This is a genomic window from Marinomonas rhizomae, from assembly GCF_003315485.1.
Classification (GTDB): domain Bacteria; phylum Pseudomonadota; class Gammaproteobacteria; order Pseudomonadales; family Marinomonadaceae; genus Marinomonas; species Marinomonas rhizomae.
This window is the reverse complement of the sequence record NZ_QNSE01000010.1, coordinates 1-25662: the sequence shown is the minus strand read 5'-3', so window position 1 is coordinate 25662 and position 25662 is coordinate 1. Positions and strand designations below refer to the sequence as shown.

The 25662-nt window shown below is 43.7% G+C and carries 22 protein-coding genes; 7 read left to right on the top strand and 15 right to left on the bottom strand.

Features of this window, described 5'->3' with window-relative positions; all coding sequences use genetic code 11:
- Positions 1-113 precede the first annotated feature (113 nt).
- The 3 genes from ntrC to glnA form a co-directional block, all read right to left on the bottom strand.
- A complete protein-coding gene (gene ntrC, locus DFP80_RS13650) occupies positions 114-1547 on the bottom strand; it encodes a nitrogen regulation protein NR(I) (RefSeq protein ID WP_113917367.1) in 1434 nt (477 codons plus the stop codon).
- A complete protein-coding gene (gene glnL / locus DFP80_RS13645) occupies positions 1544-2629 on the bottom strand; it encodes a nitrogen regulation protein NR(II) (RefSeq protein WP_113917544.1) in 1086 nt (361 codons plus the stop codon). Before glnL ends, ntrC begins: the two co-directional genes overlap by 4 nt.
- Positions 2630-2912: 283 nt before the next feature.
- Positions 2913-4319, bottom strand: a complete 1407-nt coding sequence (glnA, locus tag DFP80_RS13640; RefSeq protein WP_113917366.1) for a glutamate--ammonia ligase — start codon at positions 4317-4319, stop codon at positions 2913-2915.
- 354 nt (positions 4320-4673) lie between these two features.
- On the opposite strand from glnA, the gene thiI reads away from it, so the two are divergent.
- The 3 genes from thiI (at position 4674) to dtd (ending at position 8775) form a co-directional block, all read left to right on the top strand.
- Positions 4674-6125 (top strand): tRNA uracil 4-sulfurtransferase ThiI, encoded by a 1452-nt coding sequence (thiI, locus tag DFP80_RS13635; RefSeq protein ID WP_113917365.1) that lies wholly within the window; start codon positions 4674-4676, stop codon positions 6123-6125.
- A gap of 248 nt (positions 6126-6373) precedes the next feature.
- A complete protein-coding gene (typA, locus tag DFP80_RS13630; protein ID WP_113917364.1) occupies positions 6374-8194 on the top strand; it encodes a translational GTPase TypA in 1821 nt (606 codons plus the stop codon).
- A 146-nt stretch (positions 8195-8340) separates the two neighbouring features.
- Complete coding sequence (gene dtd, locus DFP80_RS13625; RefSeq protein WP_113917363.1) at positions 8341-8775, top strand: D-aminoacyl-tRNA deacylase; 435 nt, start codon at positions 8341-8343, stop codon at positions 8773-8775.
- A 108-nt stretch (positions 8776-8883) separates the two neighbouring features.
- Here dtd and tatC read toward each other — a convergent pair whose 3' ends face one another.
- The 8 genes from tatC to DFP80_RS13585 form a co-directional block, all read right to left on the bottom strand.
- Positions 8884-9657 (bottom strand): twin-arginine translocase subunit TatC, encoded by a 774-nt coding sequence (tatC, locus tag DFP80_RS13620; RefSeq protein WP_113917362.1) that lies wholly within the window; start codon positions 9655-9657, stop codon positions 8884-8886.
- 36 nt (positions 9658-9693) lie between these two features.
- Entirely contained in the window at positions 9694-10194 is a 501-nt protein-coding gene (gene tatB / locus DFP80_RS20900; RefSeq protein WP_241560272.1) for a Sec-independent protein translocase protein TatB, read from the bottom strand.
- A gap of 3 nt (positions 10195-10197) precedes the next feature.
- Positions 10198-10416 carry a Sec-independent protein translocase subunit TatA gene (tatA, locus tag DFP80_RS13610; RefSeq protein ID WP_113917361.1) on the bottom strand — a complete coding sequence of 73 codons (219 nt, stop codon included), beginning with the start codon at positions 10414-10416 and terminating at the stop codon, positions 10198-10200.
- A 16-nt stretch (positions 10417-10432) separates the two neighbouring features.
- The gene (locus DFP80_RS13605) at positions 10433-10765 is read right to left on the bottom strand and encodes a phosphoribosyl-ATP diphosphatase (protein WP_113917360.1); all 333 of its coding nucleotides are present in this window, start codon (positions 10763-10765) and stop codon (positions 10433-10435) included.
- Positions 10766-10781: 16 nt separating this feature from the next.
- On the bottom strand, positions 10782-12425 hold the full coding sequence (gene ubiB, locus DFP80_RS13600; protein WP_113917359.1) for a ubiquinone biosynthesis regulatory protein kinase UbiB: 1644 nt from the start codon (positions 12423-12425) through the stop codon (positions 10782-10784).
- Between the two features lie 2 nt (positions 12426-12427).
- Positions 12428-13183 (bottom strand): bifunctional demethylmenaquinone methyltransferase/2-methoxy-6-polyprenyl-1,4-benzoquinol methylase UbiE, encoded by a 756-nt coding sequence (gene ubiE / locus DFP80_RS13595; protein ID WP_113917358.1) that lies wholly within the window; start codon positions 13181-13183, stop codon positions 12428-12430.
- A gap of 167 nt (positions 13184-13350) precedes the next feature.
- Entirely contained in the window at positions 13351-14877 is a 1527-nt protein-coding gene (locus tag DFP80_RS13590) for a GGDEF domain-containing protein (protein WP_113917357.1), read from the bottom strand.
- A 15-nt stretch (positions 14878-14892) separates the two neighbouring features.
- The gene (locus DFP80_RS13585) at positions 14893-15513 is read right to left on the bottom strand and encodes a thiol:disulfide interchange protein DsbA/DsbL (protein ID WP_113917356.1); all 621 of its coding nucleotides are present in this window, start codon (positions 15511-15513) and stop codon (positions 14893-14895) included.
- 326 nt (positions 15514-15839) lie between these two features.
- On the opposite strand from DFP80_RS13585, the gene yihA reads away from it, so the two are divergent.
- Positions 15840-16484, top strand: coding sequence for a ribosome biogenesis GTP-binding protein YihA/YsxC (gene yihA, locus DFP80_RS13580; RefSeq protein ID WP_113917355.1), 645 nt, complete (start codon positions 15840-15842; stop codon positions 16482-16484).
- 112 nt (positions 16485-16596) lie between these two features.
- Here the strand turns inward: yihA and gshA are convergent, their stop codons facing one another.
- The 4 genes from gshA to hisB all read right to left on the bottom strand — a co-directional run bounded on the left by gshA (position 16597) and on the right by hisB (position 20528).
- Positions 16597-18189, bottom strand: a complete 1593-nt coding sequence (gene gshA, locus DFP80_RS13575) for a glutamate--cysteine ligase (protein WP_113917354.1) — start codon at positions 18187-18189, stop codon at positions 16597-16599.
- A gap of 209 nt (positions 18190-18398) precedes the next feature.
- Positions 18399-19172: an imidazole glycerol phosphate synthase subunit HisF gene (hisF, locus tag DFP80_RS13570; protein ID WP_113917353.1), complete on the bottom strand. Its 774-nt coding sequence runs from the start codon at positions 19170-19172 to the stop codon at positions 18399-18401.
- Positions 19173-19229: 57 nt separating this feature from the next.
- Positions 19230-19892, bottom strand: coding sequence for an imidazole glycerol phosphate synthase subunit HisH (gene hisH / locus DFP80_RS13565; protein WP_113917352.1), 663 nt, complete (start codon positions 19890-19892; stop codon positions 19230-19232).
- A gap of 42 nt (positions 19893-19934) precedes the next feature.
- Positions 19935-20528: an imidazoleglycerol-phosphate dehydratase HisB gene (gene hisB / locus DFP80_RS13560; RefSeq protein ID WP_113917351.1), complete on the bottom strand. Its 594-nt coding sequence runs from the start codon at positions 20526-20528 to the stop codon at positions 19935-19937.
- Positions 20529-20920: 392 nt separating this feature from the next.
- Between hisB and DFP80_RS13555 the strand changes: the two genes are divergently transcribed.
- The 3 genes from DFP80_RS13555 to chrA are packed head-to-tail and all read left to right on the top strand — an operon-like array spanning position 20921 to position 25510.
- Positions 20921-23179 (top strand): AsmA family protein, encoded by a 2259-nt coding sequence (locus tag DFP80_RS13555; RefSeq protein ID WP_113917350.1) that lies wholly within the window; start codon positions 20921-20923, stop codon positions 23177-23179.
- A gap of 52 nt (positions 23180-23231) precedes the next feature.
- Entirely contained in the window at positions 23232-24281 is a 1050-nt protein-coding gene (gene mutY, locus DFP80_RS13550; RefSeq protein ID WP_113917349.1) for an A/G-specific adenine glycosylase, read from the top strand.
- 17 nt (positions 24282-24298) lie between these two features.
- Positions 24299-25510, top strand: coding sequence for a chromate efflux transporter (gene chrA, locus DFP80_RS13545; RefSeq protein ID WP_113917348.1), 1212 nt, complete (start codon positions 24299-24301; stop codon positions 25508-25510).
- Positions 25511-25662 lie beyond the last annotated feature (152 nt).

Below are 25662 nucleotides of genomic sequence, written 5' to 3'. Positions count from 1 at the left end.
GTGTCCGTAAAAGCAAGCCCAAAATAGTAGAAAGCTGAGTTAATGCAGGCAAATTGCATATAGTTTTGCCTGCATTAAATTTTCTTGATCGATGCCGTTTTTATTGCTGAGAGTTAGTCTTCATCTTGCTCGGCGTGATCGATATTCAGCTCTTTAATTTTACGCGTTAAAGTGTTGCGTCCCCAGCCTAGTAATAAGGAAGCATCACGTCGACGTCCGCCAGTATGTGCAAGCGCAGTTTCTATCATAATGCGCTCAAACTTTGGCACCGCTTGATCAAGAATACCTTTTTGGCCTGTTGCCAATGTGCTGTCCACCCAGTTCTTAAGGGCTTCTTCCCATGACGCAAAAGGTTGCTCGTGCGGAACGGCTGCCAATAACTCAGGAGGGAGGTCTTCCACTAACACTTCACGACCAGAAGCCATGACAATTAGCCAACGACAAGTGTTCTCTAATTGACGAACGTTGCCGGGCCAGTCTAACTGTGTGAGATAGTTCTCGGTTTCTTTGCTGAGTTGTTTTGGTTCTACTGCAAGCTCTTCCGCTGCGCGGCTTAAAAAGTGACGAGCAAGCTTTGGAATGTCTTCACGACGCTCAGCAAGCTTAGGTAGATGGATGCGGATAACGTTTAGGCGGTGAAATAAATCTTCACGGAATGAACCTTTTTGCACCAGGTTCTCTAGGTTTTGGTGAGTGGCAGCTATGATACGAACATCAACTTTAACAGGTGTGTGACCACCAACGCGATAAAACTCACCATCGGCTAAAACGCGTAATAAACGAGTTTGTGTTTCCGCTGGCATGTCGCCGATCTCATCTAGGAAAAGCGTGCCACCATTGGCTTGTTCAAAACGGCCGCGGCGTTGAGTGTTGGCACCAGTAAACGCGCCTTTTTCATGACCAAATAATTCGGATTCAATTAAATCATGTGGAATAGCGGCCATGTTTAGCGCGATAAAAGGGTTCACAGCTCTTGGGCTGTGAGTATGCAGTGCTTGTGCAACCAGCTCTTTACCTGTTCCTGATTCGCCATTGATCAAGACAGTAATGTTTGAATTCGCAAGGCGACCAATGGCGCGGAAGACTTCCTGCATTGCAGGAGCTTCGCCGATGATTTCTTTGTCGACCTCAGGCTCTTCTACAATATCCATATTGTCTGTGCTTGGTCTTGCATTACGATGGTGGAGCATGGCTCGCTTTACCAAGCTGACGGCTTCTTCTACATCGAAAGGCTTAGGTAAATATTCAAAGGCGCCACCTTGGTAAGAGGCAACAGCGCTCTCAAGGTCCGAGTGCGCCGTCATAATAATTACAGGTAAATAAGGATGATCTTTTTGCAGTTTTTCGAGCAGTTCTAAGCCGTCCATGCCAGGCATACGGATGTCACTGATGATGGCGCTAGGTTGCTCTTTATCAATGATATTGACTAGGTTTTCGGCGGAATCAAATAAACGACACTGGATTCCCTCTTGTTCTAATGTTTTTTCTAGTACCCAGCGAATAGAACGATCGTCATCAACAATCCATACGGTTTCTTCTGCTGTCATGAGTGTTTCTCCTGGTCTTGGACTGCCGTCTCAATGGGGATTAATATATTAAATTCGGTTTTTTTCGGGTAACTGTTACATTCAATAATGCCGTGGTGCTGATGAATAACGGATTGTGCGATGGACAGGCCTAAACCGGTTCCATCGGCGCGTCCGCTGACCATGGGGTAAAATAGTGTTTTAAGAATGCCGTCAGGTATGCCCGGGCCATTATCTATAATGCTGATTTTGCACACTAAGCGATGGCGTTTAGAGCCAATGGTGAATTGCCGTAAGGCCCGAGTCACCATTTGAATGGTTTTGTGGCGATTGTTTTCATCATCCATCAGTGCTTGCATGGCGTTTCTAGTGACATTTAATAATGCTTGTATCAATTGAGATTCGTCACCGATTAAATCGGGAATACTTGGGTCGTAATCTCGGATCAGTTCAACTTGATTGTCCGTTTCGACCGAAATAAGCTGCCTAACCCGCTCAATAACCTTATGAATATTGAGTGGCTTATTTTTGGGTAATTGTCTTGGACCTAATAAACGGTCAACAAGGTCCCGCAATCGGTCGGACTCTTCAATAATGACTTGTGTGTAATCGTTTAGTGCTTCGTCTGTAAAAGCACGACTAATTAGTTGCGCTGCTCCGCGAATGCCACCTAATGGGTTTTTAATTTCATGAGCTAGACCACGAACCAGCTCTTTGCTGCTTTCATGGTTTGCGATAATCTCGTCTTCTTGCGAAATACGCTTCATTCTATCCCGTGGGTACAGTTCAATAATGAGGCTTTCTGTATCGTTTGATGTACCCATAATAGGTGTGACGGTATAGTCGCAAAACAGTTTCCTGTTATTGCTGCACTCTATTTCAGCCTCGCGTTTAGTAAACGGATGGCCAGATTCAATCGCTGCATGAAGAGCCTGAATACTTTCTTCGTTTTCACGAAAGGCAGCACCAATGTCATTGCCATAAATTCGGCGCCGGCTGACCGCCAACAACATTTCGGCAGCTGGGTTTAGATACTCGATCTCAAGGTTGTCGTTCAATTGAACAACCGCAGTGGATAAATGGTCTATTAATAAGCTATACACAGACAGTGCCTCTCTATTGACTCCTGCTTTTATGGATTCCTTTAATAATTGTTGCAAAAAGCGAACCAACATTGGGCAGTCCGAGATAGCTTATTTATTAAGGCCTTTGTATTAACTAAAAAAACTAAGTGCACAATTATAGTGCATGCAGGCGACGGTGTTTCTTTTTGTGCAAAAAAAGCATGGAATAAAATGACTAAGAAAGTACTAGATAAAAAAGTACTAGAGAAAAAAAAGCCTCGAACTGGTTCGAGGCTTTCGTATTTATTTAGCGGTTTAAGTATTAAACGCTGTAGTAAAGTTCGAACTCAAGTGGGTGAGTTGTCATTGCTACACGTTGTGCTTCAGCTGATTTAAGTTCGATGTAAGCATCGATCATCTCTTCAGAGAACACGCCGCCTTGAGTCAAGAAGGTACGATCTTCGTCTAGGCATTTAAGCGCTTCTTCTAGGCTGCCAGCAACCTGAGGAATTGCCAACGCTTCTTCAGCAGGAAGGTCGTACAAATCTTTGTCTGCTGCATCGCCAGGGTGAATCTTGTTTTTGATACCGTCGATACCCGCCATCAACATAGCAGCGAACGCTAGGTATGGGTTAGCGGTTGGATCAGGGAAACGAGCTTCAATACGCTTGCCTTTAGGGCTAGCAACGTATGGGATACGGATAGACGCTGAACGGTTACGAGCAGAATATGCAAGCATAACTGGTGCTTCGAAACCAGGAACAAGACGCTTGTAAGAGTTAGTAGAAGCGTTAGTGAACGCGTTCAATGCTTTAGCGTGCTTGATGATACCACCAATGTAATACAGAGCCATTTCAGATAGACCAGCGTATTGGTCGCCAGCGAATTGGTTCGTGCCATCTTTCCAGAAAGATTGGTGAACGTGCATACCAGAACCGTTGTCACCAACGATTGGTTTAGGCATGAAAGTCGCTGTTTTGCCATAAGCGTGAGCAACGTTATGTACGCAGTATTTAAGGATTTGAACTTCGTCAGCTTTTTTAACTAGAGTGTTAAATTTAGCACCGATTTCGTTCTGACCAGCGGTTGCTACTTCGTGGTGATGAACTTCAATTTCCAAGCCCATTGTTTCCATAGCGCCACACATAGCACCACGTAGATCATGATGAGAGTCAACTGGTGGTACTGGGAAGTAGCCGCCTTTTACGAAAGGACGGTGGCCCATGTTGCCGCCTTCAAATTTTTTGTTTGAAGACCAAGCTGCTTCTTCAGAGTTGATCTCTACAGAAGAACCTGACATGTCTGTTTTCCATTTAACATCGTCAAAGATGAAAAATTCTGGCTCTGGACCAAAGAAAGCTGTGTCGCCAAGACCTGTTGACTTAAGGAACTCTTCAGCGCGAAGTGCTACAGAGCGTGGGTCACGGTCATAGCCTTGCATAGTAGAAGGTTCGATAATGTTACAACGAACGATAATTGTGGACTCTTCAGTGAAAGGATCGATGATAGAAGTATCGTCCTGAGGCATCATGATCATGTCTGATTCGTTAATGCCTTTCCAGCCAGCGATTGATGAACCATCAAACATCTGGCCGTTTTCGAAAAACTCTTCGTCTACCGTGATAGCTGGAATCGTTACGTGTTGTTCTTTACCTTTAAAATCGGTAAAGCGAAGGTCAACCCACTTCGCGTCATGCTCAGCAATCAAGGCAAGGGTCTTGTTTGACATAGTTGTTCTCCAGTCGTAGTTAAAGCGAAATTATTTTTCGTTGTATAAGGGAGCTTTAATATTTAATACAAAGCGCCATTTGTCGAGTTATTTATCAAACAATTGGTAAGCATAACTTGTGCCAGAATTCTGTGCGGACAAATAATTCCTTGTATTACAACAAGGTAGGCATTTTGGAATTCATGGTGCACTTAATGGAAGCCAAAAAAATCCGTCAAAAAAGATAATATGCACTATATTGGTTCGTTTAAGTTTGGTTTTGTTCTATCTTGGTGCGCATTTAGCGTTTTCGTATCTACTGGCTTTTCTTTATACTATGCGCCTTTCTAATATCCGGTATAAATCGCAAGTCCTATGAAATTTATTGTTAAGTTTTTCGCAGAAATCACCATTAAAAGTCGTCCAGTGAGAAAGGCTTTTATTAAACAGCTTAGACACAATGTTAAGTTAGTTCTTAAAAAGTACGATGCTGACGTTACTGTTTCTGGTAATTGGGACTTTATTGAAGTGTTTTCTGAGAAGGATGAATTGCGAGAAGAATTTATACAGTCGCTTTCTAATATCGCTGGTATTGCTCACTTTCAATACGTTCGTGAATTTCCTTTGGTTGATCTTGATGACATTGTTGAACAAGCTGTTGTCTCTTATGGTGATGTGATTAAAGACGCTGTATTCGCCGTTCGGGTTAAACGCGTTGGTCATCATGACTTTACTTCTGTTGATGCCGAGCGACACATAGGTGGCTGTTTAAAAGCGCGCTGTGGTGCGTTGGCTGTTCGCTTAAAAAATCCTGAAGTACTAGTGCCTATTGATATTCGTGATAATCGAGTTTGGATGATAGAGCAACGAGTGGAAGGCCTAGGTGGTTATCCGTTAGGTTCACAAGATCCTGTGTTGTCCTTGATGTCTGGCGGATACGATTCAACAGTCAGTTCTTATCTCACCATGAGCCGAGGATTGAAAACGCACTTTTGCTTTTTTAATCTTGGTGGTGACGCCCATGAAATTGGCGTGAAGCAAGTGTCTAATTTTCTTTGGGAAAAATACGGCTCAGCGCTTAATGTGAAGTTCATTACCGTGCCTTTCGAAGCGGTTGTCGGCGAAATTTTAACAAAAGTCGATAACGCAGAAATGGGCGTGATTCTGAAACGTATGATGTTGCGAGCGGCTTCTCAGCTTATGAGCGAAGTAGGTGCAAAGGCGTTGGTGACTGGTGAAAGTGTTGCCCAAGTATCTAGTCAAACCTTGATGAATTTAAAAGTTATTGACCAGGTGACAGAAGAATTGGTGTTGCGTCCTTTGATCACTACCAACAAGCAGGTCATTATAGATAAAGCCATCGAAATCGGTACGGCACCTTTTGCAGCTAGCATGCCAGAGTTCTGTGGTGTTATTTCGGTTAAGCCAACCACGCGTGCTAAGATGCATAGAGTGGATAAGCAAGAATCTAATTTTGATTTTGCTGTATTAGAGCAGGCGATTGAAAACGCCCAAGTCATGTCTATTCAAAATGTGATGGATGACGTGGCAAAACAGTATCAAGGCGAAGTGCCAGTGGTTCGTATGCCTGTTGGTGATGAAGTCATCATTGATATTCGTCACCCTGATGAAGCAAGTAATCGGCCGCTAAGAGTAAGTGGTCGCCCAGTCAAAGTGATTCCATTTTTTGCCTTGGAATCTAATTGGTCTGAATTGGAAAAAGATGTGCCTTATTTGCTGTATTGCGGCAAGGGTGTCATGAGTCGTATGCATGCTTCTTACCTATTGGGTAAAGGACATGAAAATGTAGGTGTATACTTACCTTAATAAGTACTAAAAAACGGTAGCATTTTTGTAGTATATGAATGTTATCGTTTTTATTCGAATGCGCTTTTTACCCTATTGAAGTATTTTTTGTGGACTTTTTTTGTCACTTTAATGGGATATTGATCAATATAAGGGTACAATTGCGCGAATTTTACCCCGCACCAAGATCCGAGACGCTTGAAGAGCATACCTGCCCGTATCAAGCGGCGGTATATCTTTTTGCTCACGCTAAATGCAGAGAACTATAAATGTCTAATGATATCAATAAGTTACGTAACGTAGCAATTATTGCCCACGTTGACCATGGTAAAACTACCTTGGTTGACCAGCTACTAAGCCAATCTGGAACACTGGATCGTAAGGACCTAGGTTCTGAGCGAATCATGGATTCGAACGATCAAGAGAAAGAACGTGGCATCACCATTTTGGCGAAAAATACGTCAATTATGTGGAACGACTACCGTATTAATATCGTTGATACACCTGGACACGCCGATTTCGGTGGTGAGGTTGAGCGTGTATTGTCTATGGTTGACTCTGTACTTTTGTTGGTTGATGCCGTTGATGGCCCAATGCCACAAACGCGTTTCGTAACCTCAAAAGCATTTGAGCGTGGTCTTCGCCCTATTGTTGTAATCAACAAAATTGACCGTCCAGGTGCTCGCCCTGATTGGGTTATGGATCAGGTATTTGATCTGTTTGATAGCCTTGGCGCAACAGAAGAGCAATTAGATTTCCCTGTTATTTATGCGTCTGCAATCAATGGTATTTCTGGTGATGATCCAGAAAACATGTCAGAAGACATGACACCACTTTACCAAATGATCGTAGACAGCGTGCCTGTGCCTGATGTTGATCCTGAGGGTATGTTCCAAATGCAGGTTTCTGCATTGGATTACGATGCGTATGTTGGTGTTATTGGTATCGGCCGTATCACTCGTGGCTTGTTGTCTCCAAACCAACAAGTGATCGTTAAATCGGCAGATGGCAAAGAGCGTAAAGGTAAAGTCCTAAACGTGAAGGGCTATCACGGTCTAGCTCGTGTTGATACAGATCAAGCCTCTGCTGGTGATATCGTTTGTATTACTGGTATCGATGGTCTAAGTATTTCTGACACCTTATGTAACCCTGAGTGTGTTGAATCGCTTCCTGCCTTATCTGTAGATGAGCCAACAGTAAGCATGACCTTCATGGTAAATGACTCTCCGTTCGCTGGTAAAGAAGGTAAATATATTACGACTCGTAATATCTCAGACCGTCTTGATCGTGAGCTTATTCACAACGTAGCATTGCGCGTTCGTCAAGGTGAAACTCCGGATAAATTTATCGTATCAGGTCGTGGCGAGCTGCACCTTTCTGTATTGATTGAAAGCATGCGTCGCGAAGGCTTTGAGATGGGTGTTTCTCGTCCTGAAGTAGTTCAAAAGCTTGTAGACGGAAAAATTCAAGAACCATTTGAGTTGGTTGTTATCGATGTTGAGGAGCAGCATCAAGGCTCTATCATGGAAGAGCTTGGCTTGCGCAAAGCTGAGTTAACTAACATGGAGCCAGATGGTAAAGGTCGTGTTCGTCTAGAATTCATGACGCCTTCTCGTGGTTTGATCGGTTTCCGTGGCTTGTTCCTAACGCTGACATCTGGCTCTGGTATCATGACCAGCGTATTTGATCATTACGGTCCAGTAAAAGACGGTGATGTTGGTAGCCGCCAGAACGGCGTACTAATCAGTATGGTTACTGGTAAAACAGCGGCTTTCGCATTGTTTAACTTGCAAAGCCGTGGTCGTTTATTCTTGGGTCACGCCGTTGAAGTATACGAAGGCCAAGTTATTGGTATTCACTCACGCGATAATGACTTAACAGTTAACCCAGTTAAAGGTAAGGCATTAACTAACATGCGTGCCTCTGGTACTGATGAAGCATTGACGTTGACTCCACCGATTCGTCATACCCTTGAGCAAGCGCTTGAGTTTATCGAAGACGATGAATTGGTAGAAGTAACGCCAGAAAGCATTCGTATTCGTAAAAAACTATTGACTGAAAACGAGCGTAAACGCGCTGGTCGTAAGTAATAGTCGCTTTTCTATAAAGAGCAGCAGCAAATGAGTTCATGTAAATGAATTCGTGAGCGACAGAAGCGCCTTCGGGCGCTTTTGTTTTTTCTGGGCTTTGGTAAAGTTATTAGCCTTATTTATCTAGCCGAATTCGAGGAAATGGAATGAAGGTCTTGGTGCAAAGAGCGATAAATGCCAGTGTGGTTGTTGATGGTAAAACCATAGGGGCAATTGACCATGGACAGTTAGTATTGGTCGGGATTGAGAAAGGTGATACAGAAGCTGATACCCAGCGACTGGCAGATAAGCTGCTCAAATACCGCATGTTTGGTGATGCAGACGGCAAGATGAATTTAAATGTTCAGCAAGTTGCAGGTGGTGTTTTGCTGGTGTCGCAATTTACTCTAGCAGCTGAAACTAAAAAGGGCTTGCGTCCTGGGTTTTCAACGGCGGCGATTCCAGAGGAAGGGGAGCGTTTGTTTAATGATTTTGTGAGCAAAGTGCGTGCCCAATACCGCAATGTCGAAACCGGGCAATTTGGTGCGGATATGAAGGTCGCGTTTACTAATGATGGCCCTGTTACCTTCATGCTAGATTAAGCTTTTTTACTGGATTTACTGGATGTTGATATATTCAGTAAACTTTAGCCGCATTGATGGCGGAGTCGCGGCCAAGGTAAAGGAGAGTTTTCTATTATTGAATTTGTATTACGTAGATTGAGATTGCTCGCTTTGTTCTTTTTCCTCGCTGCCATCAACGACTACTTTTACCGTGCGCCCTGCAATAAGTCCAAGTTCAAACAGCATCCACATAGGGATAGCCAGTAAAGTTTGCGAGAAAATATCTGGTGGTGTAATAAGCATGCCGACCACGAAGCAGCCTAGAAAAATGTAAGGTCGCTTTTTGGATAGTGTTGCAACAGTAGTGACACCCGCTTTAATAAGCAGATATGTGGCAACAGGGATTTCAAAGGTTACACCAAAAGCAAAAAATAGCTTTAAAACAAAGTTTAAGTAGTTGTTGATATCTGTCATTACGGTAACTTCACCGGGGCCGACCGTCGTAAAAAAGCCAAAAATCAAAGGTAAGACGACGAAATAGGCAAATAACACTCCAGCATAGAAAAGGAAAATACTGGAAATTAGCAGAGGGATCGCGATTTGTTTCTCATTTTTATACAGCGCTGGAGCAATAAACGACCAAGCTTGAAAAAGCGTGTAGGGAACCGATATGAGCACCGCAGTGGCAAAGGTTAGTTTGAGTGGCGCGAGAAAAGGTGAGGCCACTTCAGTTGCGATGAGCGAGCTACCAGAAGGAAGTAGCAGACGCAGTGGTTCGGAAACAATCAGATACAAATCATTAGCGAAAGCATACAGTCCTAGAAAAAGAATCAGTATAGCAAGAACACATTTTAATAGACGATTTCTTAGCTCGATAAGATGAGCGACAAGTGGTGCTTGATTGGATGAATCTGTACTCATAATGCGTCACATGTCCGCGTGTAGTTTAAATAATGATTAAGTTCGAGAAACCGCGGTTTCGGGCGTTTCTTCTATTTCTTCTGTTAGCTGGGCTTTGGCTGAATCAGCTTTGTTTTTAGTCTCTATTTCTTTGATTGCTGATAGAGAGACTTCATCTTTAGTGGTTACCCTGTTTGTTTCTACTTGCTCAACAGGCTCAACAGGCTCAACAGGCTCAACAGGCTCAACAGGCTCAACAGGCTCAACAGGCTCAAGCTCATCTCTTTTGTTGTCATAACTTTCAGGGTAAGGCGTGATGGTGTTTTGAATCGTTTGGCCTTCTTGTAGAAGTCGCTGATTGGTTTCGTTTATTTTCTGTTGCAGCTCTTCATGATCTAGCTGTGCATTAATCTCTCTTTGCACGGAACTGATACTGCGACGAATTTTACGAACCCATAGCCCTGCCGTTTTCGCGGCATGGGGCAAGCGTTCAGGGCCAAGGATTAAAAGACCAACGACAAAAACAACTAGGAGTTCAGAAAAACCAATATCGAACACAGATTAGGCGCTCTTATCGTCTTTTTTAACATCAGCATCAATGACTTTGTGCTGGGCTGTTTTTTCGTCTTCTGTATCGTTATCTTTGTCGACGGCTTCTTTAAAGCCTTTGACTGCTCCACCCAAATCAGAACCAAGGTTTTTAAGTTTCTTGGTGCCAAAAATAAGTACTAAAATGGCTAAAACGATTAATAGTTGCCAAATGCTGATTCCGCCTAACATAAATTACTCCTACTGCTTATTTGGTGCGACTGGCTTTTTCGTCTAAGCCAGACAAATTAAATCTGCGTGCTAGTTCATCAAGTATAGCATCTGGGCCAATATCTAAATGCGATAACATCACTAATGTGTGAAACCATAAATCGGCTGTTTCATAAATCAAATCAGATTTATCACCAGAGGTGACAGCATCTTTCGCTGCAATAATGGTTTCAATACTTTCTTCGCCAACTTTCTCAAGGATCTTATTTAACCCCTTTGCGTGCAAACTGGCAACATAAGAAGAGTCTGCGGCGGCGGTTTTGCGTTCTTCTAGAGTGGCTGCTAATTCAGCCAATACATCAGATTTCATTATAGTCTCTCAAAGGTTACGGTTTTAAGACAAGTAGGTAAAGCCCTAATAACAACAGTCCAAAACTGGTTAAATCGGCGTCTTTTATGTGAGTTAAAGATACTGGGTCAGTAATAATCCAAGCGGTTCCTAAACTGATTGCTCCCAGTAATCGGAAAGGTGTATTTTTTCTGCTTTTTTTCAGCTCTTGCCCCAGCTTATTGATCGCCTCAGTTTGTGCCTGTAGACGTTCTTCTTGGTGTGACATTTGTGATAGTGCAGAAAAGACCAAATTTGGGATTTGTGGTAGCTGGCCAGCCCATTGCGGTGCTTGTTTGCGGACTTCTTCCATCACACGTTTAGGTCCCATTTGTTCACGCATCCAACGTTCTAGGAAAGGTTTAGCTGTCACCCATAGATCTAGATCTGGGTAAAGCTGACGTCCCAACCCTTCAATGTTGAGCAGTGTTTTTTCCAATAGAACTAGCTGGGGTTGCACTTCCATATTAAAGCGTCGCGCGGTTTGGAATAAGCCGATCAGTACTTGTCCAAAAGAAATGTCTTTCAATGGTTTAGCAAACATAGGTTCACAAACACTACGAATAGCAGACTCAAAAGCATGCACTGGCGTACCTTTGGGTACCCAGCCACTCTCAACATGCAGTTCTGCTACCATGCGATAATCGCGCTGGAAAAAAGCCAATAAATTGCGCGCTAAATAGCTTTTATCTGCGTCATCTAAGCTGCCCATAATAGCGCAGTCTATGGCAATATATTTAGGTTTTTGAGGGTTACTGACATCGACAAAAATATTGCCAGGATGCATATCTGCGTGGAAAAAACTGTGCGAAAAAACTTGAGTGAAAAAAATCTCAACGCCGCGCTCTGCTAAGCATTTCATGTCCACATTAGCTTTATTAAGCGCGTCAATATCAGCGACAGGGATGCCCGAAATGCGTTCCATCACCATAACATTACGATGGCTGTAATCCCAATAAACTTGAGGTACGTAAAGCAATTCTGAGTTAGTAAAGTTGCGCTGCAATAAGCCAGTGTTGCCAGCTTCTTTGGCAAGGTCCAATTCATCAAGAATGGTGTATTCGTAATCTGTTACCACTTCGACGGGTCTTAGTCGTCGGCCGTCAGCGCTTAAATTAGCAACAAGGTGTGCCAAAGTATAAAGCAAGCTGATGTCTTTACTGATGGTTTTTTCAATCTTCGGACGAATGACTTTAACAACCACGTCTTCGCCAGAATGCAGTTTAGCGGTATGGACTTGTGCTATAGAGGCAGATGCAAGAGGGGTTGCTGAAAACTCTGCAAACAGCTCAGAAACAGGTGCTTTTAAATCTCTCTCGATAATTGATTGAGCAACATGGCCCGGGAAAGCAGGAACTTTGTCTTGCAGCTTGGCTAACTCATCGGCGATATTATCGTCTAACAAATCTCGTCGAGTTGACAATATTTGGCCGAATTTAACAAAAATAGGGCCAAGCGATTCTAATGCCAAACGAAGTCGTTCGCCTTTATTTTGGCTGGCCTGCTTGCGGCCGATTGAGCAAATAAGGCCAAGTGTGTAGCGAAGATACCAAGGCAATACACTGAAAGGAATAAACACATCAAGGCGAAAGCGCATAACTGTATAGATTATGCGCAGTAAACGAAAGGTACTGGTTAACATGGCTAGAATTTAAATCCTTTATGAAGCGCAACAATGCCGCCCGTTAAATTTTGGTAGCTGGTACGCTCAAATCCGACTTCGTCCATCATGCTTTTTAAGGTTTCTTGGTCTGGATGCATACGAATGGATTCAGCAAGGTATCGATAGCTATCGGCATCATTGGCGATCAGTTTGCCCATGGCAGGTAATAGGCGGAAAGAATATTGATCGTAGACTTGAGACAAAAGCTCGGATTCTGGCTTAGAGAATTCCAAAACTAACAAGCGACCACCCGGTTTTAATACGCGATACATAGAAGCAAGGGCTTTGGACTTGTCAGTGACATTGCGCAAACCAAAGGCAATAGTAATGCAGTCGAAGGTGTCATCAGGGAAAGGGAGCGCTTCGGCGTTAGCCTGAACAAATTTGACGTTGCCTACAATGCCTTGATTCGCAAGCTTGTCACGACCTACTTTCAGCATAGAATCGTTGATATCAGCAAGGACTACTTGACCTTGGCTGCCCACAAGGCGAGAAAATTTAAGCGTCAAATCACCTGTCCCGCCAGCGATATCCAATACGCAGTTGCCAGTGCGAACGCCAGATTGACTAATAGTGTGTCGCTTCCATAGACGATGAATACCACCGGACATTAAATCATTCATAATGTCATATTTTGCGGCTACGGAATGAAAAACTTGTGCGACAGCTTGGACTTTTTCATCAGTAGGAATCTCTTTAAAGCCAAAATCGGTGGTTTTTTTCTGATCGTCTTGCATAAACTACTTCATCCTAATGGTGTAATTGCGTGCCATTCTCTTTAATTGGAAAGCGTTATTTAATCGCCTTATTGAAAGGCTTTTAACTGAGTATTTGACAGCGCTGCATTGAATATAAGCGGTTATTGTAACCGCGACGGCAAGGCTCTGGTACTGCTTTCCCTAAACTATTTATTGGCCATGACTCTATTTCGGCCTGCTTCTTTGGCTAAATAGAGTTGTTTGTCTGCTCTGGCAAACAAGGATTCTGGGTTTTCTTGTACTTGAAGTTCGGCAATACCAATTGAAATCGAAATTGATACGGGTTCACCTTGCATATTAAATGGTGTTTTTGCCACAGCAAGTCGAATGTCTTCCGCGCGTTTAACGGCTTGCGCTAAAGTTGTGTTTGGAAACGCGACCACAAATTCTTCACCACCATAGCGGAATATAAGGTCTTCTTTTGCTAGGACGGTGCGAATTTGTTTTGGTACTAAGCGTAGTACTTTGTCGCCTGCCAGATGACCCCAAGTATCGTTTACTTTCTTAAAATGGTCTATATCGCAGACGGCAAGACAAACAGACTTTTGTGTTTTTTGCATGATTTTACAAAGAGGCAAGATGGCATCTTGATATGCCGTACGATTTGGTAAGTCGGTTAATGAATCTGTCATCGCTTGTGCAAGTTTTTCTTGTAACAAGGAACGCAAAGAAACCGTGTCTTTTTCCATTCGCGTTACCTTGTTTTTTAGCAAGGTAATAGATTGGGTGGCGTGTTTTTCTTGCTCTACCATTTGTGTTTTGTATTCAGTCATGGTGCTAGAAATGGTTGATAGCCTATCGTTGATCAATGCTTTTAAGCTTTCTAAATCATTTGCGCCCTGAATCGCCTGAGAAGTGTCGGTGACTTGTCTTTGTAATTTGGAGTTAAAGCCTTCGCGGCTTTCAGACAGAGTTTTCTGGGAATGATAGCTGCTAGAGATAGACTCATTGATGCTGGCGAGTTGTTTGTTTAACTGATTAAGGTAGTTGGCCAAACTTTCTTGAGTTTTGCCGATAGCGATCATGATCAAATTGATCACTTCATCCAGTAACCCCGGAAGTTGTTGGATATTGTCATTACCCAGAAGGGCCTTTTTTAGATCGAGAATGTCTTCATCATAATGGCTTGGTAACGATAAGTTGTTCATTAGCCCTGCAAGTGTGTGGCTAATTTGCATCATGATTTCTTGGTCGTTTTTGTGCGATTTCGATTCTAGGTCACGATTAAAAATACGCTTAAAAAATGAGTTTTTGGATTGGCTGGATGGCGTTCCATTGAGTGTTTTTTCTGCCAATGAGAAAAAGCTTCTTAAAAGGAAAGGCCATTGAGAAGACGTTTGCCAATGAAGGCGTATCTGAGCTTCTAGTTGCTTCATCTCATTTTGAGGAACGCGTTTATTGTCCTGGTTTTCAAGTAGGCCGATAAGCTCTTGCAGTGTGCTTCTAACCTGTTTTGCTCTGTTTATTTGGGCTTCGTCGCTTTTAATGAGCAATGGCTCGGCATCATTTAGCACATCTTGTATTTCTTGGGCGTTTGCGCCTTTTGTGATGACTTGGCGAATTTGGCGAACAACGGAATCAAGCTCAGGATCGTTTCCTTCCGCTAGCATGCTCGTTCTGGAAACGGCTTTACGCAACGCTTCTATTAATTTGTCACTTGATGATTCCGTCATATCGCCTCATTTTTATTATTTCTGACGTTCTTTTTCGATTAGAAAATCAACAACCTTGAAGATGTTTTCATTTCCGTTAGCTGTTTCAGCACTTACCAGGTATTTACCATTGACGATTAATCCTGGTACGCCGCGAGCGCCGTAGGCACGTATTTTTGCATCGGCTTGACTAAGGCGGCTGTTTACAGCAAATGAATTGTATTGCTTACGAAACTCGTCTTCACTGACGCCGTAGTTTACAAAGAAGGCAGCCAGAGCATCTTCAGAGTTTAGGCGACGACGTTCAACATGGATAGCATTAAAAAGATCCGCGCGGACTTTATCTTCAATGCCAAGTAGGTCAGCAACATAGAAGGCCTTAGCGTGTGCTAACCAACCGCGTCCAAAAACGGCAGGTAAGAATTTAAAACCCACATCGTTTGGTAAATCTTTTTTCCAAGCTTGAGTGATAGGCTCAAGTTTGTAGCAGTGCGGGCATCCGTACCAGAAAATTTCAGTGACTTCGATCTTACTAGGATCGCTGGTGCGAACAGGGGTTTTAATGGTGGTGTAGCCGTTACCGTCACTGTATTCAGCAGCGCCTGCCGTCAGTGGGATGAGAAGAGAAAGTATAAGTGCTGAAAACAGCTTTATCATGGATGGCTCCTAGTCGAATCAATGGTTTTGTTAGCTTGCTAACAGGTATTCTTACATCATGCACAGAATTACAACAGAATACGATTCCATCAAAGACTTAAGGTTCTAATTTTCCAGTAAGTTTACACAAAGTTTACATAACTAAGGTCTGTCTTTTGGCCATTATTTGTCTTGTTTTGTAAATTCCTGTTCTGAGAGTGTTCATTTGCCCAGATTAGGTTAGGCGATGGAGTTTAACATGGCATATTTCTATGTTTGCTGGCATTATATACAGCAATTGAAATAAATCTGAATGCAAATCCGAATCTATTGACGAATATCAACTTATGACACCTTTTGACTCTACTTTCCAATCCGCGCATTTTATTAAGAGTGCAGAGAAACTTTCCCAATGTCCTTTAGACCAAGGTGTCGAAGTCGCATTTGCAGGTCGATCCAATGCAGGCAAATCCACTGCGCTTAATACCCTGACGAACCAAAAGAAGCTCGCTCGAACGTCAAAAACACCGGGGCGAACTCAGTTAATTAACTGTTTTGGCTTGAATGTAGATGATCGCCGTTTAATTGACCTTCCAGGTTATGGTTTTGCTAAAGTGCCAATTGCTATGAAAAAAGTCTGGCAAGCACACATGCAAGATTACTTGATGAACCGTCGCTCATTAGCGGGAGTTGTATTGGTGATGGACATTCGTCACCCTTTAAAAGAATTTGATGAAATGATGTTGGATTGGGCAAAATCGAACCGCATGAAAGTTCATGTGTTGTTAACTAAGTCTGACAAGTTAAAACGCGGACCTGCAAAGTCGACCATGTTAGGTGTGCAGAAGGTTCTTAAAACACTTGGAGTCGATGGCTCAGTGCAAACTTTCTCTTCTTTGAGCGGTGATGGTGTTGACGATTTGCGCACTAAACTAGCTGAATGGTTGGTGTTGGATAACCTTGAAGGTATTCCAGTGTCGCCAAACGCATAATAGAAGCCTCTATACGACTGCTGGGCGTGCCAACACAGTGTCATCTCTAATATTTTAATAATAAAAAAGCCTCGCATGAGGCTTTTTTATCTGTCAGTTCTAATGATTTGCTTTACTGCGGTGTTAAATACGCCGCTAGGAAAGTGTCAAAGTCCACTTCATCTGCTGCTTCAATCGCTTCTTGATCACGCAAAGAACGCTCAGCTTTGCCCATAAATTCACGGGTCAGCTCATCGGGCAAAGGGCGAGACATCCATTCTGTTTGCTGTTCCTTTGAAAGCGCCAACATGGCACTTTGAAAGCCGTGTTGTGTTTTACTGCGCTCTAATAACTGAGCCGAAGGTAGCAGAGTCTCGTCGCTTAATTTTTCTCGTTGAACGTCTACGGCTTGTTGGTAAGCAGGGTTGCCCGTTTTGCTGGATAAAAACTCAGCAACTTCCGCTAGTGAATCCAACATATCTTCTGCTTTCGTACGAAGTTTAGTTGGCCCTTGGCCAAAATCAAAATCCATGTCTAGATCACGTCCATGGGAAGCAATTTCTTGCTGCATTTTACGAAGCTGACTGCACTCGGCACTGCCTAAATATTCGTCGCCACGTAACATACAGTAAAGCAAGAAAACATCGATGAAATACAAGGTCGAAGATTGCATACCGATTGATGAGCTTGGATCTAGATCCATAATACGCACTTCAATGTATTCCACGCCTCTCGCATGTAATGCTGCGCTAGGGTGTTCTCCAGGTTGAGTCACGCGTTTTGGTCGAATATCGCTGTAATACTCGTTTTCGATTTGCAATAAGTTGCTGTTAAGTTGGCGGTACTGTCCATCAACTTTCACACCAATGTCTTGGTAACTCTGATAAGGTGTTTGTAAGGCTTTTTTGACTGTGCTGATGTAGGTTTCAACTTCGTTGTAACAAACATATAAATCGGCTTGAGCTTTGTTTTGATAGCCAAGATCACTCATGCGAAGTGACGTGGCTTTTGGTCCAAACCAAGTGTTTCTTTCAAGGGTGCTTAAGCTATCAGGCTTTTTCGGTAAAAAACTTTCGTCGATAGCAGGAGATGCCCCGAACAAGAGTGAAAGCATCCAAGAACTGCGGCGGAAGTTACGGATCAAGGCGAAATAACTGTCTGATTGAAACGCTTGTTTTTCCGCGCTCGATAGATTCGTTTTGCCCTTGTAACTTTCCAAAAAAGCCCAGAACTCTTTATCAAAAGAGAAGTTGTAATGCATGCCTGCAATGCACTGCATGATACGGCCATAGCGATTGGATAGGCCTTCACGATAAACGCGTTTTAGTTTACCTGTGTTTGATTCGCCATAATAGGCGATAGGAACGTCTTCATTGTTCGCTAAATAGCAAGGCATACTGGCTGGCCACAAACATTCGTCTTGCTTATAGAGTTCGTGATTCACCAAGTTATGAATATCTTCTAGTTCTTTAATGACGCCTTCAACACTTGGATGAACGCCAGTAATAAACTCCATTAAAGATTCGGAATAATCGGTTGTGATAGAGCTGTGAGTCATTGCCGAACCCAGGACTTTTGGGTGAGGCTTATGAGATATGCGGCCTTCAGTACGATCAACTCGTAGAGCTTCTCGTTCCACACCACGATGAAATGTTAAGGCAGAAGTGGTCGCGGCTTGTTGGCAATGGCTTGCCAACGCTTGCAAAGCATCGGTTAAGGTGGTCAAGAAGTCTTCCTTCTATTAGGTAAGGCAAAGTTTAATTTCAGGGATTGTACTCGGCAGAGCTTATTCGCAGCAAGCGACAGATACTCCATGCACAAAAAATACTGACTTTCCGAACATATATAAAAGAAGTTTGTCGCGCTAACGCACGACAAAAATCAAATCATCTGTAGATAGGTCTTTAGACCGATAGTTGCACTATGAGGAGAAGGTCAAAGGCGCATTTCAATGCCAGCGTCTGTCATGCGCTGCTTAGCCTCTTGAATGCTGTATTCACCAAAATGGAAAATACTTGCTGCCAGTACTGCGTCGGCTTTGCCTTCAATAACGCCGTTTACAAGATGGTCTAAGTTGCCAACACCGCCAGAAGCGATCACAGGAACATGCACGGCCTCACTGATGGCGCGAGTAACACCAAGGTCGAAACCATTTTTAGTTCCGTCGCGATCCATGCTCGTCAACAGAATTTCCCCTGCGCCGTATTCCACCATTTTCTTTGCCCACTCAACGGCATCTAAGCCGGTAGGTTTGCGGCCGCCATGGGTGAAAATTTCCCATTTATCAGCGTCACCTTCCGCACTGACTTTTTTTGCATCAATGGCCACAACGATACATTGAGAGCCAAAGCGTTGTGCGGCTTCGCGAACAAATTCTGGGTTAAATACCGCAGCGGTATTAATGCCAACTTTATCAGCGCCAGCGTTTAGCATGCGACGAATGTCTTCGCAGGTACGAATGCCACCGCCGACAGTCAAGGGGATGAACACTTGGCTGGCAATGGCTTCAACCATATGGACGGTTGTCTCACGATCGTCTGAGCTGGCCGTGATATCTAGAAAAGTAATCTCATCGGCGCCTTGCTCGTTGTAGCGTTTTGCCACCTCTACAGGGTCGCCTGCATCACGAATGTCGACGAACTGAACGCCTTTTACAACGCGGCCGTTGTCCACATCAAGGCAAGGAATAATACGTTTTGCTAAGCCCATAAATGGCGCTCCTAGAATCTAATGTGCGTCTACCTAAACAAACTTAAAGGCTTACTGTTATGGCTTGCCATCCCAATGAAGGAAGTTTTTATATAGCTGAAGACCATCTTTATGACTTTTTTCTGGGTGAAATTGCACGGCGAAAACATTGTCTCGAGCGAGTGCTACACAGAATTCTAAACCATAGTCACAGGTACCCGCGACTTCGCTTTTATTTTCTGGAACAACATAAAAGCTGTGTACAAAATAAAAGCGAGCGTTATCCGGAATGTTCGTCCAAAGAGGGTGGTTTATGGTGTGTTTAACCTGATTCCAGCCCATGTGTGGCACTTTCAATTTGCTGCCATCATGATCTTTATGGTTTTCACCAAAGAACAGAGCATTACCTTGGAAGTGGTTTAAACAATCGACACCAGCGTTTTCTTCACTGTGAGACATTAAAGACTGAATGCCAACACAAATAGCAAGAAAAGGCTTTTCTAGCATGGCTTTGCGAATGCTAGGAACCAGTCCTGTGTTGTGCATTTCACCAATGCAATCACGAATTGCTCCAACACCAGGTAATAGTACGCGATCTGCTGCATCAATTACCGCAGGGTCACTGGTTACTATGACTGAGGTATTTTCATCTGCTACATGTTCAAGAGCTTTGGCAACCGAGTGAAGGTTACCCATACCGTAGTCGATCACTGCGACTGTGGACTTTTTCATCTCACTCATACTCTTATTACTCATATTCTTATTGCTCAAACTAAGAGTTTCTTACAAAGAACCTTTAGTGGAAGGCATTTGCCCAGCCATGCGTTCGTCTGCTTCCAGTGCCATGCGCAGTGCACGTCCAAAAGCTTTAAAAATGGTTTCGGCTTGGTGGTGGGTGTTTTTGCCACGTAGGTTGTCTAAGTGTAGCGTCACTTTGGCGTGGTTGATAAAGCCGTGGAAAAATTCAGAGAACAAATCCACATCAAAACCGCCAACAGAGCCGCGAGTAAAAGGGACATGCATTTCCAAACCTGGGCGGCCGGAAAAATCGATGACTACGCGTGACAAAGCCTCGTCTAACGGAACGTAAGCATGGCCGTAACGCTTGATGCCTTTTTTATCACCAACGGCAATCTCGAACGCTTGCCCTAGCGTGATTCCCAAATCTTCAACTGTGTGATGGGCGTCAATGTGAAGATCGCCAACGGCATGAATATCTAAATCAATTAAACCATGACGTGCTACTTGCTCAAGCATATGGTCAAGAAAAGGAACGCCTGTGATGCAGTTGAATTTACCGGTACCGTCTAAGTTAATCGACACCTTGATCTGAGTTTCAAGCGTATTACGCTCGACACTGGCAATGCGATCGGACATTAATTGGTTTCTCCACAGTGAGGGTGACGAGTAGTCGTCACGTTTTTGTATAATAAGAGCATGACATAATTTCCCTATTATAGAACGTGGGCTCTTTAGCTTCTACGCTTTGACTGTGTGTTTTTTGATGAGTTGTCTCTATTGCGTCGATAAACTTCTACTTCGAATGTTATGATATGGCAATATTTTTATTCCTTCCCTTGAAGATGAAGATAAGGAACAAAAAAACGAACTTAGCTCCTCCTGCTAAGGAGGGGGCTGGGAGGGGGTTAATTAAAGTTAACAACCCCATCCTAACCCTTAAAGATAAGGGGAAGGAACAAAAAAACGAACTTAGCTTCTCCTCCTGCTAAGAGGGAGGCTGGTAAGGGCAATTTATTAAGGAGTTTGTCATGGTTTGGATAAAGCGACTTTCACTGTTGGTGGCTGGTTTATTGGCTGTCATTGCTCTTCTGTTGGCGTATGTCATGTTGTTTGTGAACCCAAATGATTTTAAAGACGAGCTCAAAAGCGTCGCGTTGGAAAAAGCCAATGTTAATTTACGTTTAGACGGTGACATTAGTTGGTCATTTTTTCCTTGGCTGGGGCTTGGGTTAGAAGATATTGGTGTGTCTATTGGCACCGACCCTGAAATTCTACGGTTTGATCGTGCCGAGTTTGGTTTGGCTATTCTTCCTTTACTTGAACAGAAAATTCAGGTGAACAAAGTGAACTTGGTCAATCTAAAAGCCAACTTGAATAAAAACGCGCAAGGCCAAGGAAATTGGCAACTAGACTTGCCGAATAATTCCTCATCAACGGCTTCTGTCGCTCCTGCGACTACCGAAAGTGCCGCTTCTAGTAATACTCCTAATGGCAATGCTGAAAAGATCAAAGTGCCTGATATTCAGCTTGATGAATTACGTATTGAAAACGCCCAAGTCCAATATCGTGATGAGCAAACCAAACAGTTGATTAACGCCACCTTGAATGTGCAGTTAAATGATGTTCAATGGGATAAAGCATGGCCAATGGTAATGGATATCGCAGTCACACAAAGTGGCTTACAAGGTGAGTCACCGATTAAAGCAACAGCGACCTTGAATGCGAACCTTGCGGTTTTCCCTGAGCGTGAGTCTTTGTCATTAGATTCTTTGGTGTTATCTGCCGATGTTGAAGGTGATGTTCTGCCAGCCAGTCCCATGAATGCGAAACTTAGTGCCGCCAATGTGGATGTGGATTTGCCACAAGAAAACGTTTTAGCAGAAGGACTCGCATTAAGCGTTCTAGGTGTCAATATCGATGCAAAAGTTCAAGCTTATCAAGTGTTAAGCGAACCTCAGTTTTCTGCTGTACTGACCATTGGAGAGTTTAATCCACGCTACCTGATGACTCGTTTAAAACTTCCTTTGCCAGATATGTCGGATGAAGCAGTATTAACCAAAGCACGTGCAAATATCACGTTAGAAGGCAGCTCAGATTCCATTACCGCTCAGCCTATTTCCATTGTGATGGATGACACCAGTATCGAGGCCAATGCGGTGGTGGATTTATCACCTTTGCGCTGGGATGTGAGTGTAGCGGGTAAAAATTTAGACTTAGACCGTTATTTGCCCACGCCAGTTGAAAAAAGCGAAGAGGCCGTAACCAATGCGGAGCTCGCTGCTAAAACGGAATCTCGGGACCTGATTCCAATTGATGTAATTCGTTCTTTGAATGGTCATGTTGGTGTGGTGTTCGAAAATCTAACAGCCAAAAAGCTAAAAATCGACAAAATTGAGCTGGATTCCACTCAATCTAATGGCTTGGTCAAAATTTCCCCTCTTCGAGCGTTGTTATATAAAGGCAGCATGTCATCAAAGGCCAGTTTAGATGTTCGAGGCATTACCCCCATTTTCAATATCTCGCCTGCTATTGAGGGTGTGCAAATTCAGCCATTGTTGGTGGACTTTATGGACCTAGACAAAATTGCTGGAACAACCTATCTAGATGGCGAGCTGGAGGCCAAAGGTAACAGCATTGAAGATCTTATGTCGTCACTGCAGGGTGACTTATTGATTGATATTAAGAAAGGTGCGTTAGTTGGCACAAACTTAACAAAAACAGTATGTGAAGGCATTGCGGCCATTCGGAAGGAAAAAATTGACGACCAACAGTTTGGTTCAGATACACCTTTTGAAACCATGCGTTTTCCTGCTCACATCGTTAACGGCAGAGTCTCAACTCCAGGTTTAAAAATCAGTTCTGCGGGGATTCAGGTGACGGGCGATGGTGTGGTGTCTTTACCGGACTCTTCCCTTGATTACCAAGCTGATGTTGGCATTGCAGGCAGTGAGTTGGATAAGGCATGCCATGTAAATGAAAAAGTGACTAAGCTTGCGTTCCCTGTTGTCTGCAAAGGTAACTTTAGTGATGATCCTGCTGGTTTATGTCGTCCAGATATAAAAGGGTTTGGGAAGTTGTTTGCTGACTTAGCAAAAGAAGAGTTAAACCTTAAACTGGATGCAGAAAAAGCGCGCCTTAAGGAAAAAGAGAAAGCATTAAAAGCAGAGCTAGAAGCTAAAGCTCAAGCTGAAAAAGATCGCTTAAAAGCTGAGCTTGAAGAAAAGCGCAAGGCTGAAGAAGAAAGAGTTAAAGAGAAGCTAAAAGAAAAACTAAAGAGCTTGTTTTGATCATTGTTTAACCGAGCTGTGATGAATGAACAAGCTGTAACGTGAGAGAGAAATGCAACCAGTTGAAAATTTTGCGCCCCGTGTATTAGCGTGGTTTGATGAGCACGGGCGTAAAAGTTTGCCTTGGCAAGAAAATAAAACCCCTTATCGTGTATGGATTTCTGAAATCATGTTGCAGCAAACGCAAGTGACCACAGTGATTCCTTATTACCATAAGTTTATGACGTCTTTTCCTACGGTGGAGGCTTTAGCAGATGCGGAACAAGATGACGTACTCGCTCACTGGAGTGGTTTAGGCTATTACGCTCGGGCCCGTAACATGCATAAAGCAGCAAAAATGCTGGTGGATGAGTTTGACAGCGAGTTCCCGGAAACGGTCGAAGGGGTGTGTGAATTACCTGGTATAGGCCGCTCTACGGCGGCGGCGATTTTGTCTATCTCCCGTGGTGTTCAAGCGGCGATTTTAGATGGTAATGTTAAGCGTGTTTTGGCGCGTTTCCATGCAGTGCCAACTTGGCCGGGCGAGAAAAAAACGGAAAATGCTATGTGGGATTTGGCGGATTATTACATGCCAAGCGAGCGTTGTGGTGATTACACACAAGCCATGATGGATTTAGGGGCAACACTTTGTACTCGATCCAAACCACAGTGTTTGATTTGCCCACTGCAAAGTGACTGCCAAGCTCGTGTTACACAAGACCCGACACAGTTTCCCATTCGCAAACCGAAAAAAGCGGCCAAGCCAGAGAAGAGTATTCAGCTGTTGGTGTTGACCAATCAACAAGGGCAGTGGTTATTAGAGAAACGTCCCTCTACAGGCATTTGGGGTGGGCTTTGGAGTTTACCAGAACTCGCACCGGAGGAATCTGTGGTGCTGCATATTGAGCAGCGATTTGCGACGCAAGTTGCTGTTGTCACACCCCTGTCATCTTTTAGACATACTTTTAGTCATTATCATCTGGATATATCGCCAAGCCAAATTCAAATAGCCGATACCAAATTGGTCATGGAGGGCGATAAATATCAATGGTTTAGCCAGCAAGATGCCATGGAACAAGGGCTGCCAGCCCCCGTCAGAAGTATTTTGGCGAACATTAATTAACTTGGGATACCTATTCAATGACAGATAAAACCCTCTCCTATTTCAGACGTGTAACAGAGGTGTTTGTTTCTTTCCTATTGTTAGGTTTTACCAGCTTTGGTGGGCCAGCTGCTCATCTGGGGTATTTCAATCAAACCTTCATTCAGCGCAAAAAATGGGCGAGTGATGCTCAATACGCTCAATGGGTGGCATTAAGCCAAATTGTGCCGGGTCCAGGTTCAAGCCAGGTTGGTTTTGCATTAGGCTACCATCGTGCTGGGTTATTGGGAGCGGTCGCCGCTTTTGTTGCTTTCACCTTACCGTCATTTATCGTCATGGTGTTATTGGCGCAATTTGGTCGTCATTGGCAAGGCAATGTGTTTTTTGATGGTGCCGTGCATACCTTAAAGCTGTTAGCTGTTGTCGTGGTGGCTGACGCTTGTGTCAGCATGTGGCGTTCTTTTTGTAATAGCAAAGCGATGGCTGGATTAGCGATATTTAGTGCGGCGTTTGTGGTTTTGTCTTCCTCCGGTTTTGCTAATTTGATGGTGCTGTTTGTTGCTGTGTGTTTTGGTTTTCTAGCAAGATCCCCCATGTTACCGAGTGCTTCTGAGTCCTTACCTAGAGTACGTTTTGCCTGGTGTTTCTTGGTCCTTGCTATAGTGCTTTTCTTTGCGAGCTTTCTAGTGAGCGGCGGATTAAGTGGTTTGTTTGCTGACTTTTATCGAGCGGGTGCTTTAGTCTTTGGTGGTGGGCATGTTGTACTGCCTATGTTGTCGGCTTTCGTATTGACGCCAGAGTCTTTTGTCGAGCCAGCCTCGGCCGTTATCGATGAATCAAATTTGCTGCTAGGTTATGCGGCGGCTCAAGCGGTTCCGGGTCCCATGTTTACCATGGCGAGCTTTTTGGGTGCTGCGGTCACTCCGGTTGGTGGTAATGTTTGGTTGTGGGCTGGCGCGGCAACATTGGCGGTGTTTTTGTCCGGGCTGCTGTTGATGTTAAGTGCTCAGGCCATGTGGCAACGCTTGTCTCATTATGCTCGATTTCGTCATGCCGTAGCGAGCTTAAATGCCGCCGTGGTCGGAATATTGCTGGCGGCCTTGTATTATCCTATTGGAACATCGAGCCTGCTCGATTGGTTAGACATTGTCATTGCGGTGTTGGGGTTTACCTGGTTGACCTATAAGCGCCCATCGATTTTTGTTTTGATCTTGGTGTTTATGGTTATTGGATTGGTTAGAAGCTTTTAAAGAATGACCCTCTCAGACTCCCTTTAGCAGAGTGTATTTGTTCCCTCCCCTTATCTTCAAGGGGAGATACCATCTTTCAAAGCAAGCCTTTTTTAGTCATTTAGACTATTTGAGGCTTGTATTCGCTTTGATGTTTCACAACACCAAAACAA

Bases quoted from the DNA above. Each gene is read 5' to 3' on its own strand.
- DFP80_RS13590 (WP_113917357.1), bottom strand. From the start codon at position 14,877: ATGACGGAATCATCAAGTGACAAATTAATAGAAGCGTTGCGTAAAGCC.
- DFP80_RS13555 (WP_113917350.1), top strand. From the start codon at position 20,921: ATGGTTTGGATAAAGCGACTTTCACTGTTGGTGGCTGGTTTATTGGCT.
- mutY (WP_113917349.1), top strand. From the start codon at position 23,232: ATGCAACCAGTTGAAAATTTTGCGCCCCGTGTATTAGCGTGGTTTGAT.
- yihA (WP_113917355.1), top strand. From the start codon at position 15,840: ATGACACCTTTTGACTCTACTTTCCAATCCGCGCATTTTATTAAGAGT.
- ubiE (WP_113917358.1), bottom strand. From the start codon at position 13,183: ATGCAAGACGATCAGAAAAAAACCACCGATTTTGGCTTTAAAGAGATT.
- DFP80_RS13585 (WP_113917356.1), bottom strand. From the start codon at position 15,513: ATGATAAAGCTGTTTTCAGCACTTATACTTTCTCTTCTCATCCCACTG.
- typA (WP_113917364.1), top strand. From the start codon at position 6,374: ATGTCTAATGATATCAATAAGTTACGTAACGTAGCAATTATTGCCCAC.
- chrA (WP_113917348.1), top strand. From the start codon at position 24,299: ATGACAGATAAAACCCTCTCCTATTTCAGACGTGTAACAGAGGTGTTT.
- dtd (WP_113917363.1), top strand. From the start codon at position 8,341: ATGAAGGTCTTGGTGCAAAGAGCGATAAATGCCAGTGTGGTTGTTGAT.
- tatA (WP_113917361.1), bottom strand. From the start codon at position 10,416: ATGTTAGGCGGAATCAGCATTTGGCAACTATTAATCGTTTTAGCCATT.
- glnA (WP_113917366.1), bottom strand. From the start codon at position 4,319: ATGTCAAACAAGACCCTTGCCTTGATTGCTGAGCATGACGCGAAGTGG.
- hisH (WP_113917352.1), bottom strand. From the start codon at position 19,892: ATGAGTGAGATGAAAAAGTCCACAGTCGCAGTGATCGACTACGGTATG.
- DFP80_RS13605 (WP_113917360.1), bottom strand. From the start codon at position 10,765: ATGAAATCTGATGTATTGGCTGAATTAGCAGCCACTCTAGAAGAACGC.
- hisF (WP_113917353.1), bottom strand. From the start codon at position 19,172: ATGGGCTTAGCAAAACGTATTATTCCTTGCCTTGATGTGGACAACGGC.
- thiI (WP_113917365.1), top strand. From the start codon at position 4,674: ATGAAATTTATTGTTAAGTTTTTCGCAGAAATCACCATTAAAAGTCGT.
- hisB (WP_113917351.1), bottom strand. From the start codon at position 20,528: ATGTCCGATCGCATTGCCAGTGTCGAGCGTAATACGCTTGAAACTCAG.
- ntrC (WP_113917367.1), bottom strand. From the start codon at position 1,547: ATGACAGCAGAAGAAACCGTATGGATTGTTGATGACGATCGTTCTATT.
- ubiB (WP_113917359.1), bottom strand. From the start codon at position 12,425: ATGTTAACCAGTACCTTTCGTTTACTGCGCATAATCTATACAGTTATG.
- tatC (WP_113917362.1), bottom strand. From the start codon at position 9,657: ATGAGTACAGATTCATCCAATCAAGCACCACTTGTCGCTCATCTTATC.